Genomic DNA, 15,233 nt, shown 5'->3' on the forward strand with positions numbered 1-15,233 from the left:
GAGGCTGTGGCTGCTGCGGGGACTGACCCCCACACCACGCTGTACCGACTCGTGGTCGGGGCCCGCGTACGGCGTGAGCCGGCCCCGAATCGCGTTGTTCACGCCTGGCTACGGCTGCGGCGCACCCATCAGAAGGTGCCGGCAGTGACGAGTAGAAGTACGGCCGCGACCACACCGACGACGGCTCCGGATGCTACTGGTACCGTCACCTGCCGGCTGGTCGCGGCCTTGCCTAGCCGGAACCCACCACCGTCGTCGGCATGGTCCACTGCTCAGATTGGCGCTTCGACGTTATCGGTGACTCCCGCACCCTGCGCAGGGCGAGTGCGGAACCATGGAAGAGCGCAGCCATCAGGGGCGCCGTCAGAGGGTGCAGGCCGATGTGGCTGACTGCAGGCTGGATCCGGACGTGTGGTAACGCAGATTAGTTGGCAGCCGGCGAAGGTTTCCGTCCTTGGCCAGAGCTCTGTGCCGCTCCGTAGTCGGCAAGAGCGAAGCGGGCCTGTGGGCAAATGCCGACCCCGAAGCGGCAGGTCGTTCCCAGCTGGGTTGCTGCCCTCGGACGAACAGACGGCTGTCCGAGAACAGCTCAGTGCAGCAGCGACGGCCAACTCGAAGCGAGCACTGGATGCTGAGTAGCACGTTGGCGTCGGTTCGGATGCCGGGTCCCCGCTACCGCGCTGTGTGGAGGTCCTGGGTCCACACGTCGATGATGCAGTCGCCCGCAGCCACACCGGTTGGGTCAGCCGCGAGTTCCCAGACAGCCACAATGGAGAAGGTGCCGCTGACCACAGCATCGCCTTGGAACTCGTCCGCCCCGTCGCCGTCGGGGGCACTGCGGACCAAGGAGGCCGAAAGGCTGGCCTCAAAGTCGCCGCCGAAGCTGAACTCGACCGCGCCGGCGAAGCGACGGAAGTCGAGCGAGTCAACGTTGATCGTGACGAAGTCACTGGTGGCGTCCCCCGCGGTGATCGGATCGTCCGACTCCAGGGCCTCGAACGCTGCCGTCACCCGGTCGCGAATCTCATCGACCAGCTGTACGACGGGGTCGTGGAGCACGTCGTCGAGAGTGGACTCGCACACCTCCTCCAGCAACGCCACCGCGGTTCGCCCTCGACCGTCCAGAGCCACGTCGACGCGTTGGTAGTTACCCACCTCCTCCCAGACAGCGACCTCCACCAGGCGAAAGGAGTGGTAGTCCCCCAACCCCTGGTCCGTCATCGCCAGAATCTGGACGACTGCGGGAGCGTGATCCCTGAACTCCTGCCGGAGGTCAGGATCGCTGAAATCCGCCATGGCGACCTGCAACAGATGCTCAGCCACCTTGCCGGACTGGCCGAACTTCCGCACGCGCCCGATGACGGCGGAGCGGCGCATCTCGGCGGTCTTCAGCCGGGTCATCACGATGGGCGCTTCGAACGTGGCGTTGCCCTTGCCTTCCACCCCGTTGCACGGGATACAGATCGGGGCGAGGTTGTGGGGGTCGTGGATGTCGAAGTCGATCGGCAGACTGTACGAGCTCCTGAGTTCCTGCAGGCGGATCTCGCTGACGTCCTGGGGGATGATGTGGTCGATCTGGGTCACGTTGAGCTCCACCGGCTTGCTGCACCAGTAGCACTTCGAACCCCAGGCTTCCCACAACGCTAGCCGCAGGACCCTATTGGCGCCCCCCTTCCTGTAGCGGACGCTGCCAACTGTCCTGCGAACCATAGTGTTCCCCCGGCCTCTTGTTGCGAATGTGACCGTTGTACCGCAGGACATGAGGATGCGATGAACACACCGCTGCAGCCCGGCAGCCGTGGCCGGGCAATCGGGACGCGGTAAGCAGCCGGGTAGTGGGCACGGGTCGGATGACTCGAGGGCCTAGCGGGTTCGAGCGTGGTGGGGGACAGTCTCCAGGCGCTGGACCCGGTCGTCGGCCGGGTCCGTCGCCTGCGATGACGTCTCCTCAGCACTTGCCAACATGGGTGCCGTCGTGCCGGCTGCGCTGCGTTGCCACAGGACGCGGTCCGGTTGAGATCGCGGATGTGCGGGACGCGGATCTTGAGGGGCGGGCTACCGTTGCCAGGTGAATCGAGTGGATCCCCTTAGCGGCGTAGACGCCGAGCAGTTCAGCTCCGCCGTGTCCTCGGAGCTTGCCGATGCTCTGCGCTCGCAGGGACCCGATGGCGAGCGGGCCCTGAACCTGCTGCGTGACGGCGCGGCCATCCTGGCAGACCCCTCACGTTGGCAGGCCCCATACGAGATAGCACAGTCATGCTGCCGCAGCGCGATCGACAGTGTTTTGAAGCTGGCGCCCAAAAACCTGCCCGGCATCGAGGGCGCTCGGCGGGCGGTGACCGACGCTGCGAAGATTGTGGCCAAGGCGTGGCATGGGGGCGCGCTCTTTCCGGCTGTGGCGCTTGATCGTCTTGCCGATTCCGTTGATGCGCTGCGCGCCGAGGAGCAGAACCCTGGCGGCCAGCGTATCCGGCAGATCGGGTTCCTCGTCCAGCAGCAGACACGCCAGGAGCTAGGGGTCGCCGAGGTAGAGGCGGTGCGAAACTCATGGACCAGGTTCTACCGCGACACCTCCGGCGTGCTGCACGGTTCAGGTGCCGGGCCTGAGGAGACCCGCGAGCGGTTCACCGGGGTGCTCTCCGCATTCGAGCAACTGTTCCTCGGGCTCCCGGAGCGCGCTGACCGCCTGCGTGAGCTCGCGGGATTCGACTTCCCCTCCCCAGCCGACGCCGACGAAGTCGCGCTAATGACCGACCCGCGGGCTGGCGCCTACTTCTTCCGTGCCGCTACGAGCGCGCAGTGGCTCGGCCTGCTCCCGCTGGAGCGGTTGCTCCCAGAGGCCGCGCGGTGGCCAGCCCGCCCCTACCTCCAGCACCTCCTGCAGCAGAGCCCCGATCTCGTGTGCTCGTGGGTGGACGCGCACTTGGAGGACATCGCCAAGTGCGGGCCAGGCGCTCTCAGCACCGTTGTGGGCATGGTCAGCGAAGCCGGCATGGCTGCCCGCCCAGTCCTGATGAAGATCACGAAGTCGACCCAGGACCGCCACACCCTGCTGTATATCGGCTACTGGGCGCGCGATGTGGCCATGGCTGAACGCACTCCCCAATGGGTGCAGGTGGTCGAAGCCGTCCTCCGCTCTCCGGAGTACCGCAACAAGGAAACCTGGGAGGCCGCGCAGCTGCTGGGTACGTTGTCGGCCACCGCCCATCCGGACGGCAAGCTGCGTCCGTTTGGCGACAGCCTGGCCGTGATCATCCGCAACGTTGCCGGGGCAACGCTCTCGCTTTGCCGAAACCGGCCATGTCACCGATGCCGAGCGCTACGGGGCCTCGTTCGTCTTCGGTGGCCTGCTGCCCGACGACTTCCCGCCCACGCGGGCGGTCGCCGCCGCTCCGTGGTGGCGCGAAGTGCTCGGAGCCGACTGGCGGCACCCGCAAGGCCCCGACTCCGACCTCGACGGACGCGCGGAGCACCCGGTGGTGCATGTCTCCTGGAACGACGCGCTCGCGTACTGCACCTGGGCAGGCCGAAGGCTGCCCACCGAGGCCGAATGGGAGTACGCCGCCCGAGGCGGGCTCGAACAGCAGCCCTTTCCGTGGGGCGACGAACTCCGCCCCGGCGGCGGGCATCGGATGAACGTGTGGAACGGGTCGTTTCCCGAGCACAACACTCTTGAGGACGGCTACCTCGGCACCTGCCCCGTGGACGCCTTTCCCCCGAACGGCTACGGCCTCCACAACATGACCGGCAACGTCTGGGAGTGGACGGTCGACTGGTTCCACCCCGTCTGGCATGCCACCGGCCCCTGCGAGGACCCGACCGGCCCACCGACCGGCACCGCGCGCGCCCTTCGCGGGGGCTCCTACCTCTGCCACGCCTCGTACTGCCGCCGCTATCGGGTCTCCGCCCGGATGCCCAACACGCCGGACTCCTCAACCGGCAACATCGGCTTTCGCTGTGTAGCTCCGGCCTCGGAAAGTCGGATCTCCCATCCCCTTGTTTAGGGAGCGGACGGCGGTGCGGATGCCTCCCACGATCCCGTAGCGATCGGCTGAGGATGACCCGCGCCGGGTGCTGCGCGAGATGCGCGCCTGGCCGAAACCAGCCATCGTCGAGAGAGGAGGCGCCATTCGGCTGAATCTGCCGGAGGCGCAGGTGGCCAAGGCGAAGGAGGCGGACCGAATGCCCCATATCCGACGCCCGCGATGGCGTGAAGGAACGCTCCCGCCGCCATCGGCTTCGTGGAGATCGTCAGAGAGATGATGGGTGGTGAGCCACCGAACGCATCTGAGCCGGGGACCAAGCCGGCGGCCCACGACAGGGCGCAGCCCGGACTGGGCGGGTGGATCGTCTTCGTGGCCATCTGGCTCTGGGGGCGACGACGATCGCCCACGCCGTAGAGACTCTGGTGAAGAGCATCAAAGACATGTTTCGAAGCCACGCCTGAGTTGAGAGGAACCCTTGACGGGACCCGCTACCGGCACCCGTCGTGGTTGTGGAGGCCTGCCACTGATTGCTTCCCGGCCGCCGCCTGGACGACCGGGAAGAGCGCGCCGTCCTGGACCGGCGGTGAGGCTCGGGTCAGCGCCGGTCGCGGCGGTCGTCCCGGCGGTCTTCACGGTCGTCCCGACGGTCCTCGCGCCGGTCATGGCGGCGGCCGACTCCGTGGGCGACGACAGCTGCCGTGCCTGCGACGGCCGCGGTGCGGGCGACGGGGGCGCCGATGACTCCGCGTCGTCCTCTGCGCATGGGTCCGAGGGGCATCTCATTCTCCTTCTTTGTCGGCTTCGATCGAGGCCAGGATGGCCTGGATCGGAATACGTCCGTTGGCGATGAGCTGGCCTCCCGAGCGGCGTGCGGCGGAGGCGAAGGGCCCCGCCCACACGTTCTCCCAGACCAGCACCCCGGCCGTCGTGCCGGGCTTCATAGCGGCGGCCAGGTTGACGACGTCCTCTTCGGCGAGAAGGCCGGCCAGCTTGGCCTCTGCGGCGCGCAGTTCACCGGCGTCCTCAAGGTCTTCGACCTCCAGTACGTCGAGCTCGCCGTCTGCCCCCTTCGTGAGGATGATCAAGTCCAAGACCCGGATGGTCTCCGAGGTGACGAGCTTGTCGAGCTCTGCGGCCATCTCGCCGGTGAAGTTCGAGGTGGCCGGCGGGAACTCGACGACGAGGTAGTCGACAGGACCCAGTTCTTCTGTGTCAGTCGATGTCATGTCTGCGCTTCCGTTCTCTCGATGAGCGGCATGTCTGCGCTTCCGTCCTCTCGATGAGCACCCGAGAGCGCCCACATGATGAAGACGTTGATGGCGATGGGCACGGTGGCCGGGAAGGGCCGAGCGGCGGCCAGAAGAAGTTAGCGTTCATGGCCTACCCCGCGAGCGTGATACCGCGCCGCTGATATGAAGCGCCACCGGCGAGGGCGATGAGGACGCCCGGGAGATGAGGTGATCGTGCCCGTCTGCATGTCAGCCTCGCACGGTGGCTGAGGGCCCGCATCCTGGCCGAAGTCCCCACCTGGACGTGGTAGATGCCGTCTGCTTCAACCGGGAGATCTCGGAGCAACCTGCACGCCGTCCTGCCCGGGGGAACCCTGCTGAGCGAGGTCATCGCCGTGACCGTGGGCCTGAGCATCATCCTCCACGGAGCATCAGCTCCCTCCCTGGGCAACCGCTACGGCGCATGGTTCACCAGGAAACTCCGCGTGGAACCGAACCTGCGCGAGAACGCGCTCGCGGATTACGACGCCCCACCCTGACGGGGGCGGGCAGTTCTGGGGGACAGCGACGTCGAGCCGCCGCGAGGCCCTGCCCACGGTAGTGAGAAGTGCAAGACCGAAGCGGTCTCGCGCCGGGCAGGTGGAGGGTGAGCACCTCCGACATCGGCTACAAGGTGGTGGTGTCACGCCTTGCCGGGCGCCGTCAGTCAAGGTGTCGGCGTCGGCTGAAAAGTGGACCAGTTTGGCCGGTTGAAAAGTGACCCGCTGGTGTCGGTTCAGTCGTTGTCGTTGACGGTGGGAACGCGGCCGAGTTCTCGTCCTTTCATGCGGTAGGAGTCTCCCTTGAGGGAGTGGACCTCGGCGTGGTGGACGAGGCGGTCGATCATGGCGGCGGCGACAGTCTCGTCGCCGAAGACTTCTCCCCAGCGTCCGAAGGGCTTGTTGCTGGTGACGATCACGGACGCGCGTTCGTATCTGTTCGAGACGAGCTGGAAGAACAGATTCGCGGCTTCGGCCTCGAAGGGGATGTATCCCACCTCGTCCACCACGATCAGCGGATAGCGTCCGAGTCGGGTGAGTTCGTCGGCCAGGCGGCCGGTGTGGTGGGCATCGGCCAGGCGGTCGACCCACTCGGCCGCGGTGGCGAACGCGACGCGGTGACCGGCCTGGCAGGCCCGGACCGCAAGTCCGGTGGCCAGGTGGGTCTTGCCGGTGCCGGGCGGGCCGAGGAAGACGACGTTCTCCTTGCCCGCGATGAAGTCCAGCGTGCCCAGATGCGCCAGCTGCTGGCGCGTCAGGCCGCGCAGGTGGGTGACATCGAGTTCCTCCAGGGTCTTGACCGCGGGGAAACGCGCCGCCCGTACTCTCGCTTCGCCGCCGTGGGATTCCCGGGCGGATACCTCCCGCTGGAGGCAGGCGACGAGGTATTCGGTGTGGGTCCAGGATTCCTTGCGGGCCCGTTCCTCCAGTCGGCCCGCGGCATCCAAGAGTGCGGGGGCTTTCATCGCGCGGGCGAGGAAGGCCAGGTCGGAGGCGGTCTGCTGCCCGGTCCGCCGGTTCACTCCAGCCGAAGCGGCGGTGGTGTCCTCGGTGGTGTCGGCGATGGTGGTGCGGGGCATGTCAGATCACCTCTCTTCCACCGTCGATCACGGTGAACAGACGGTCGTAGGTGCCAAGCTCGCGTTGTTCGACTTCGACCAGCGGGCCGGAATCGACGGACCGGATGTGACCGGTGGGCCGCTGGTGGTGGTGTTCTCGGCGCATGATCCGGCCGGTTTCGGCGTGCTGGGGGTCGGTGATGGTCTGGTGGCGGGCCCAGCAGCGGGTGTGTTCTGCGACGATCTCCCCGCCCGCGGCCAGGACGATCACCTTTTCGTTGTCGGACAGGACGGTGACCTGGTGGCCGATCGCGGCCGGGTCGACGGAGTAGTCGCAGGTGTCGACGCGGACGTAGTGGTCGCGGCCGAGGCGGACCTGGAACCGCCACCAGGTCGGCGGGTCGGCGGCCGGGAGGGTCAGCATCTGGGCCCGGTCGGCTTCCCATCGGTCGGCCGGGCGGGCGCCGAGGGTGCGGTGGATCCTGCGGTTGGCGACCTTCAGCCAGGCCGTCAGCTGGCTGTTGAAATCGTCCGGGCCGCTGAAGTGGCGGCCGGGCAGGAACGAGGTCTCCAGGTAGCCGTTCGCCCTCTCGACCAGGCCCTTCGCTTCTGGATCGCGAGGTCGGCACAAGTAGATCTTCGTGGCGAGCAGGCCCGCGAACGCGGCGAACTCGGAGGTCGGGCGGCCGCGGCCGACGCCGGCCTCGTTGTCCCAGACCAGCGTCTTGGGCACCGCACCCCACTCGGTCAGCAGCCGCCAGTGCCCGTCGATCAGGTCCCCGGTCCGCCTCGAGGGCAGCATCCTCGCGGTGATCACCCGCGAGTAGCCGGAGACCATCACCAGCACCGGCATCCGCCCGCACTGCCCATAGCCCAGCGGAATGTCCGCCTCGGGAAACCACAGGTCGCACTGGGCCAGCTCGCCGGGCCGATAAACCGTCCGCGAGACCGGGTCGACCGGAACATAGGCCGGCCGGAGCTCGCGCACCCGGTCTTTGAGGATCGTCATCCCGCGGTCCCAGCCGATCCGCTCCGCGATCACCGTCGCCGGCATCGTCGGGGTCTCCCGCAGAAGCTCACGGATCTGCACCTCGACCGCGTCGACCGCCGAGCCCTTCACCGCACGCTCGTACTTCGGTGGCCGGTCCGTGGCCAGAGCCCGCTTGACCGTGTTCCTCGAGATCCCCAGATGCCGGGCGATTGCCCGGATCGGCATCCGCTCGGCCCGATGCAGCCGGCGGATCTCTGCCCAGTCCTCCACGAGGATCACCCTTCCCTCCTGACCTTGATCACCAAGGTCAGAGTCAGATGAAGATCACCAAGTGGGTCACTTTTGATACGCCGTCAGAGGGTCCGAGTTCAGCCGTCGCCGACACAAGGAGGGGCGCCCGCGGTGCTCGGATCTACCAGAGTGGCGTCGTGGAGGATAGCGCGGTGTTCCTCGTCGGTGGGCGCGCGGTGCCATTCGGTCGGCCAAGCTCCTCCCGAACCCGGCGCGCGGCGTTCGGGGACGTGCGCGTGGCCTGCTTGACCGGTCGGGCCGCCGCCCGCAGAGTCGGGATGCGGTGCCGCGACAGCGCCGCTCGACCCTGTTCACCCGCTTCTCCCGTCCAACGGCGGCAGATGCCCTCGACCTCTGGGAGGGACCGCGCTGATGGTGCTCGACCTGATCGTGATCGGTACGGCCATCACCCTGGGACCTCTGCACAACAGTGCCTTCATCCTTCTGCTCGCCTCGCGGCGTGGTGTTCGCAAGGGCATGGCGTTCTTGTTGTCGTGGCTCGCGAACCTGGTCGTGGTGATCGCATGCGTGCTGCTGCTGACCGGGGGTGAGCCCCCGGCCCGCCACAGCCCGCCGTCGATGGCCGTGGCGTGTGTGAAACTCACCATCGGCGTGGGGCTGGTGCTGTACGGCGCGCACCGGCGCCGTCGGCCGCCGCGCCCGCACGGCCCGCCGCGCTGGACCGCCAGGGTGGACGGTGCCTCACTGGTCACGGCGGCCGGGCTGGCCTGGCTGTTCCAGCCCTGGGCGCTGGTCGGAGCAGGCGCCGCCACGGTCGTCGCCGCGGACCTCTCCTCCGTCGACGACTGGCTCGCCCTGATCGGCTACTGCCTGCTGGCCACGCTCAGCCTCATCGTCATGGAGATGTACACGGTCTGGGCAGCGGCGGCCGCGGATGCCAGGTTGAACGCCCTGCGGATGTGGGTCGAGCAGCACCAGAACCAGCTGATCGTCACGCTCTCCTTGTTCGTCGGCCTGTGGCTGACAGCGGAGGGCATTTACGAGCTGGTCGCCTGACGGCACGTGTGGCCGCTACGCCGCTGCCGGCGGTCGCGGGACTGCACATCGTCGCGGCGAACAGGCTGTCGGCGCCCTGGACACTGTGACCGATGACAACGGATTCAGTGTCAGGCTCACTCGTCCGGTCGTGCCCGAGATGGCGTACGTTCTCATGCCGACCCCTGGGCCGTGTCCGTAGTGTCTGATGCGGATCTGATGACCGACACGTGAGGTGACCGGTGGCCCTGCACAAAGCCCAGAAGCAGGCGGCCGACCCGGCCGCGGACATCTTCGCCTCTCCCCTCAGCGAGCGGCCCCTGCCAAAGCGGTCGATGCCGGAGTTCTCCGCGCCGCCGACCGTGGTCTTCCAGCTGCTGCGCAACGAGCTGCTCCTGGACGGCAACGCCGCGCAGAACCTGGCCACCTTCTGCACCACCTGGACGGACGACGAGGTCCGCCGCCTGATGGACATGTGCCTGGACAAGAACATCGTCGACAAGGACGAGTACCCGCAGACCGCGGAGATCGAGTCGCGCTGCGTCAGCATCCTGGCCGACCTGTGGCACGCGCCGGCCGGCGCGGGCGGTGAGGCCAATGCGGTGGGCTGCTCGACCACCGGATCCAGCGAGGCCGCCATGCTCTGCGGCCTCGCCCTGAAGTGGCGCTGGCGCGACCGGCGGCGAGCCGCCGGCCTGTCCACCGACCGCCCCAACCTGGTGTGCGGGCCGGTGCAGGTGTGCTGGGAGAAGTTCGCCCGGTACTTCGACGTGGAGCTGCGGCAGGTCCCGGTGGAGGCGGGAGCGACCGGCCTGCAGCCGCACCAGCTGAGCGAGTACGTCGACGAGAACACCATCGGCGTCGTCGCGATCCTCGGCGTCACCTACACGTGCACCTACGAGCCGGTCGCGGAGTTCGCGGCCGAGCTCGACCGCCTGCAAGGGGAGAAGGGCCTCGACGTCCCGCTGCACGTCGACGCGGCTTCCGGCGGATTCATCGCGCCCTTCCTCCACCCCGATCTGGCCTGGGACTTCCGGCTGTCCCGAGTCGCCTCCATCAATGCCTCCGGCCACAAGTACGGTATGGCGCCGCTCGGCGTGGGCTGGGCCCTGTGGCGCGACAAGTCCGCCCTGCCGGAGGACCTGGTCTTCCACGTCGACTACCTGGGCGGCGACATGCCGACCCTGGCGCTGAACTTCTCCCGCCCCGGCGGGCAGGTCGTCAGCCAGTACTTCACGTTCCTGCGCCTCGGCCGCGAGGGATACCGGCAGGTCTACCAGGCCTGCGCCGACACCGCGCAGCACCTGGCCCGGCAGGTCGCCGAGATGGGCCCCTTCACGCTGCTCTACGACGGCGCGGGCGCGCTGCCGGCCGTCTCGTACACGCTGACCGACCCGGCTTCGACCAGCTGGAGCCTCTACGACCTGTCCGACCTGCTGCGGATGCGCGGCTGGCAGGTGCCCTCCTACCCGCTGCCGCCGGACCGCCAGGAGACGGTCATCCAGCGCGTCCTGGTCCGGCACGGCGTCGACCGCGACGAAATCGAACTCCTCGCCGACGATATGCGCAGAGCGATCAAGCGCCTCGACGAAGGCCACCCGCACGACGCGGACCGCGCCGCCTTCCACCACTGAGGCGCGTCAGCAATTCGACGAGATCATCCGGAAGGACGAGGACAGCTCGGTCGCGGCTCTGGATATCGCCGATCTCACCGGTGACGGCAATTTCGACCTCGCCGTCTTCGAAGGCGTTCACTCCGGGTTGCTGGGGCAGGACGACCACAAGGAAGCCGCCGCCGTGGAGCTGGGCAACTCCGCCGGTCTGCTGATCTACGAGAACGTGTGAGCCGCGGCGTTCGCCGCTGTCTCGCTTGGCGCTGCCGAGGCCGCGCCCTGATCGGCCGGGCGCGGCCCCGACACCACTCGCCACGCCGATCGGCCCAGCGGCTGGCGGCCGATTCAGGCTGCGGCGTCCCTGCCCGGGCCGACGCACAGGGCCGCAATGATGACGGCGTCCACGACGATCACCGTGATGGCCCAGAACGGATACCAGGGCAGCCATGCGAAGTTGGCGAGCATCGACAGACCCGCCACGGTAATGCCGACGACGCGGGCCCACCTAGTCCCTTTGAACAGGGCGAAGCCCGCCAGCGTCACGAGGATGCCGAGGATGAGGTGCAGCCAGCCCCAGCCGGTGAGGCTCCACTGAAAAGTGAAATTCCGGGTCGCGACGAACACGTCGTCCTTGGCGATGGCGGCTATTCCTTCGAATATCGTCATGATGCCGCCGAAGATCATCATGATCGCGGCGAAAACAACCCATCCGGATATGGCGACTTCATCGCCGGCGACGGTTTGCTGCCTTCCTACGCTCTGTGTGGCCATTGAGAACCCTCCTGCCCTCCGGGTCCCGCCGCGATGGATTCAGCTGGCGGGATACGCACTTCCAGCCTTTCATAGGCGCCGCCGGTCGGCAGTTCGAAGGGGAAGGCCTTCGGGTCATGCTCCGTCGAGGTGCAGTGGAAGCGCAGTGGTGGAACAATCTGGATCGCAGTATTTCTGAATTTGAGCCGCCGACTCCAGAAGTCGGGCAGCGATTTCGGATGAGAAGGAAATCGCGATGCCAGGTCTTCTCGGTGGAGTGGCCCGCACGGCGACTGCCGTGTCAAATCGCGTGTCGCGCCGCCAGCGGGGTCGCTGGGACGCCCAGCTGGCTCAGGAACCCGAACCGCAGGCCGTCCCCGACGCGCAGCCGGCCGGCGGTATGGACAACAAACTCGACCCGCTCAAGCAGCTCGGGGAACCCAAGGCGCGGGAGTACTTACCGACGCCGAGTTCGAGGAGCGGAAGCGCAGGCTCCTCGCCTGACTGATCCCTGTGTGGCGCGTTCAGAGCCCGTTCGCCCGATGGCGGCAGCATGGGCCTGGCCGGTGAACGGGAGCAGACTGGCCCCAGCCGATGGCAGCCTGTACGTGGAGGACGGGCTGCTGCGCTTCGCCTGCAACGAGTACGTGAGGCTGCACGAGGCCGACGCCAGGCCGCTGTCCGCGGGACGGCGGACCGTCACCCAGCCCCCTCCGCCGCGGTGGAGGGGGCTGTGCTGGGAGTTCCGACTCCTGGGCGACGGCACGGAGGGGCCCGCCGGGACTCGCCGGGCCGCCCGACCGGGGAAGCGGTCCTGCCTCGTGCTCGCGACCTGCCCGCGTCGCGACGCCGGACCAGCGGCCTTGGCCAGGCCGGTGACGGGTCGGTGCCTTCAGCACAGTGCAACCAGAAGCCATGCGCGTCCGGTTGAGCAATCCGGCGCACGCGCACCATCGGATAAGCCGCGCCTCGGGCCGAACGGAATGACATGGGGCTGGCGTATGGGGGCCGCTGCCACGACTGCAACCACGGGCCATCACCTGGCAGGCGGGGAGGGGTGACGGAGGCACTCCGATCCGGTTCCGGAGGAAGGTCGCTCTGCCCCACGGAAAACCAATACAGGCGCTGATCAAGTCCTGTGAGCGTGGAGAACGATCCTGCCTCGAGAGGTCTCTCGCCCCGAATGAGGTCGGCATACCCGATCTTTACCGCACCCAACTCGATGAGCGATCCGTGGTTACGGAACCACAGTTGGTAGAGGGTCATGTACTCATCGTCCGCTGCATAGCTGTCAGGCCCTGGATCGCCACGTGGCGCCAGCAAGCAGGCGCGAGGACCGTCGTCCGTGGGACCGTCTCGATCGAGCACGATGAAGCGCAGTTTGTCCTCCTGGGCAACGTAAACGTGGAGCGGGTCACCGGCCCAGGCCGTGGTCTGTTGTCTCGCCTGAACCAAGCAGTCACCGGGACTCGCGGCACAACGCGGGCGGTCAGAACTTGGGACCGTCTCATCGCCAGCGACTCATGGTAGGCCGCACAACACTGCTGCCTCTTGCGATTCAAAAACTCTTGCACCTTCGCAGTTGGCGATGTGCGCGCTGCTGTACCTCCATGAGATGGAGCTGGCGGGCACCCTCAGCCTGCGACTACACGCGACCACCATGGCCTGGCGGGCAGTGACCGGCGGCTTTCCCTTGTCAGCACGCCAAGGCGGCGCCTCGGACCAGTCCTGCAGACGACCAGCAGGTTCTTCGTGTGCTGGTGGTACGCGCCTCGCATGGCCGCTGACCAGCGGAAACGGCCAAGATTCGGCCAAGCTGCAGGCGGCCGGTCCGTGTATGGCCCGGATCTTGGTCGGCACGGAGTGGGTCCCTGACCGATGGCCCGTGGCGGCGGCGAGCCGGCACACAAACGAGGGGCGGGCCGACAGGTCTCCACGGAGCATGCCTCGATCCAACGCCGAGGCTGATGCCCTTGGTGGCCTTCGCGTGCGAAAGATCAGACCACCGTGACCACGCCACTGCCACGTGTTTCCACAGCGTGGCCGCCGCTGCGAAGCACCCGAAGGGTCTCAAGTGGATGTGATGGCACAGCGAAGGGCGAGGTCACCATCAGGACGCCGCGGACCTGGCCCGCGCAGCAGCGGCGGCCGCACATAGCCGCGCCCTGCACGAGCTCGCCCAACTGGGATTCTTCAACGGCGATATCCACAACGCCGAGCGTCTCAACCGCGCCGCTGCGGTCCGCGGCGTCGACGTGGCCGGCACCGTGGTCGCCGTCGGGGCCGAGGTCACCAGCCTGCGGCCGGGGGGTGTCTCTATGCCCTTCGTCAAGGACGTGGTGCCTGGTATGCGGGTGTTGGGGTGGTCAGGCTGCGAGGGTGATGTCGGGGGTTCTGGATTCGTAGAAGGTGCCGTCGCGGAGCATGGCGAACAGGACGCTGATGCGTTGGCGGGCGAGTCTCAGGAGGGCCTGGGTGTGGGTTCTGCCGCGGGCGCGTTGCCGGTCGTAGTAGGTGCGGGAGGCGGGGTCGGCGTTCATGCAGGCGAAGGCGGAGAGGAACATCGCGCGTTTGAGCTGCCGGTTTCCGCCCCTGGGTGCGTGTTCGCCGTGGATCGAGGTCCCCGAGGATCTCGTGGTGGGGGCGAGTCCGGCGTAGGAGGCGAGGTGGGCGGCGCTGGGGAAGCCGGTGCCGTCGCCGACGGCAACCAGGAGGACGGCGGCGGTCCTGACTCCGACTCCGGGCATCGAGGTCAGGACCGGGTGAAGAGGGTGGGCCTCCAGCAGGGTGCTGATCTGGGCTTCCAGTGCCCGGCGCTGGTCATGCACCGCGACGAGGGAGGCGGCGAGGGACGGGATCACGATGTCGAGGGTGCAGGTTCCCGGGACCACGACGGTCTGTTCGTCGAGGGCGTCGAAGACGTCGGCCGGCCCCGGTGGCGAGGGCGGCGACCAGGCGATCAGGCGGTGTGGCGAGCAGGCGGGCGGCATCGCGGTGGCCGGTCGGCCCGCCCTGACGAACATGCGAAGTCAATTGCACACGACGGTGATCACCGCAGGACATCACTCGGGTCGCTTCCGCCCATGTCGAGACGGAAGGGCGGGTACTCGTCGGTCATCAGCGCCGCGTAGGCGGCGACGCGGAACACCCAGCGGTTGAGGCCGATGACCAGGTCGAACAGGTCGCGGGGATAGGCCGCGGTGAACGCCAGGGCGACCGCGGAGATCAGCACCAGCAGGCCAATGAGTCCCGTCTGGCTCCAGCCCTCGTGCCACCCGCCGGTGAAGACGCCGACCAGCAGGTAGTGCGGGATGGCCAGGAGCCACCACTTCACGAGCACGAGCCTGCGGGACAGCCGCTCCGGGTAGGCGACGTCGAGCCGCGCCGGGTAGTCCGGCTCCTGACCCAGGCTGAACGGCGGGTACCGGTCGGTGCCCAGCGCGCCGTAGGCGTAGTACGAGACACGCCAGCTCCAACGCAGAACACCGAGGTTGAAGTCGAATAGGACGCGCGGATAACGCTCGTTGATGAAGATCGCGAAGAACGCGACCACGCTCACCAGGACGAAGGCGATCCACAGGAAAAGCAGCACCACGACGTGTGGGATCACCAGAATCCACTTCACCAGCCACAACCAGCGCGACAGCGGCGCTTCCAGGACCGCCGTCAGCCGTACCGGACGGTAGGCGGTGGGGGTGGCCATGAGCTGTGCTCCTCCGCTCATTGAGGCCGCGGACCGCTGGGGACCCCGGCTGGCCCCACTCGGCACCCGAAGGCCCG

At 67.8% G+C, this 15,233-nt stretch carries 10 protein-coding genes and 2 pseudogenes; 4 read left to right on the forward strand and 8 right to left on the reverse strand.

Translation table 11 applies throughout. From position 1 onward, the window contains the following. Positions 1-672 precede the first annotated feature (672 nt). Positions 673-1,584, reverse strand: coding sequence for a hypothetical protein (locus OG207_RS43360; RefSeq protein ID WP_329107206.1), 912 nt, complete (start codon positions 1,582-1,584; stop codon positions 673-675). Positions 1,585-3,293: 1,709 nt separating this feature from the next. On the opposite strand from OG207_RS43360, the pseudogene OG207_RS43365 reads away from it, so the two are divergent. After that, positions 3,294-4,004 (forward strand): annotated as a pseudogene (locus tag OG207_RS43365) (formylglycine-generating enzyme family protein); the annotation flags it as partial. Between the two features lie 577 nt (positions 4,005-4,581). Here the strand turns inward: OG207_RS43365 and OG207_RS43370 are convergent. Both OG207_RS43370 and OG207_RS43375 read right to left on the reverse strand, forming a co-directional pair. Next, complete coding sequence (locus OG207_RS43370) at positions 4,582-4,764, reverse strand: hypothetical protein (RefSeq protein ID WP_329107210.1); 183 nt, start codon at positions 4,762-4,764, stop codon at positions 4,582-4,584. 1 nt (position 4,765) lies between these two features. Continuing rightward, the gene (locus tag OG207_RS43375) at positions 4,766-5,212 is read right to left on the reverse strand and encodes a DUF6325 family protein (protein ID WP_329107212.1); all 447 of its coding nucleotides are present in this window, start codon (positions 5,210-5,212) and stop codon (positions 4,766-4,768) included. A 314-nt stretch (positions 5,213-5,526) separates the two neighbouring features. On the opposite strand from OG207_RS43375, the gene OG207_RS43380 reads away from it, so the two are divergent. Continuing rightward, positions 5,527-5,754, forward strand: coding sequence for a hypothetical protein (locus tag OG207_RS43380; protein ID WP_329107214.1), 228 nt, complete (start codon positions 5,527-5,529; stop codon positions 5,752-5,754). A 236-nt stretch (positions 5,755-5,990) separates the two neighbouring features. Here the strand turns inward: OG207_RS43380 and istB are convergent, their stop codons facing one another. Both istB and istA read right to left on the reverse strand, forming a co-directional pair. After that, on the reverse strand, positions 5,991-6,833 hold the full coding sequence (istB, locus tag OG207_RS43385; protein ID WP_329094680.1) for an IS21-like element helper ATPase IstB: 843 nt from the start codon (positions 6,831-6,833) through the stop codon (positions 5,991-5,993). Position 6,834: 1 nt separating this feature from the next. Beyond that, positions 6,835-8,082: an IS21 family transposase gene (gene istA / locus OG207_RS43390; RefSeq protein ID WP_329094678.1), complete on the reverse strand. Its 1,248-nt coding sequence runs from the start codon at positions 8,080-8,082 to the stop codon at positions 6,835-6,837. A 384-nt stretch (positions 8,083-8,466) separates the two neighbouring features. Between istA and OG207_RS43395 the strand changes: the two genes are divergently transcribed. Next, a complete protein-coding gene (locus tag OG207_RS43395) occupies positions 8,467-9,111 on the forward strand; it encodes a GAP family protein (protein WP_329107216.1) in 645 nt (214 codons plus the stop codon). A gap of 221 nt (positions 9,112-9,332) precedes the next feature. Then, positions 9,333-10,724, forward strand: coding sequence for a glutamate decarboxylase (locus OG207_RS43400; RefSeq protein WP_329107218.1), 1,392 nt, complete (start codon positions 9,333-9,335; stop codon positions 10,722-10,724). 324 nt (positions 10,725-11,048) lie between these two features. Here OG207_RS43400 and OG207_RS43405 read toward each other — a convergent pair whose 3' ends face one another. The 3 genes and pseudogenes from OG207_RS43405 to OG207_RS43415 form a co-directional block, all read right to left on the reverse strand. Then, entirely contained in the window at positions 11,049-11,474 is a 426-nt protein-coding gene (locus OG207_RS43405) for a DUF7144 family membrane protein (protein WP_329107220.1), read from the reverse strand. A 2,345-nt stretch (positions 11,475-13,819) separates the two neighbouring features. Next, positions 13,820-14,467 (reverse strand): annotated as a pseudogene (locus tag OG207_RS43410) (transposase); the annotation flags it as partial. A gap of 35 nt (positions 14,468-14,502) precedes the next feature. Next, positions 14,503-15,156, reverse strand: coding sequence for a DUF4389 domain-containing protein (locus OG207_RS43415; protein ID WP_329107222.1), 654 nt, complete (start codon positions 15,154-15,156; stop codon positions 14,503-14,505). Positions 15,157-15,233: the final 77 nt, after the last annotated feature.

The sequence above is a fragment of the Streptomyces sp. NBC_01439 genome (assembly GCF_036227605.1).
In the GTDB taxonomy this organism is placed as follows: Bacteria; Actinomycetota; Actinomycetes; order Streptomycetales; family Streptomycetaceae; genus Streptomyces.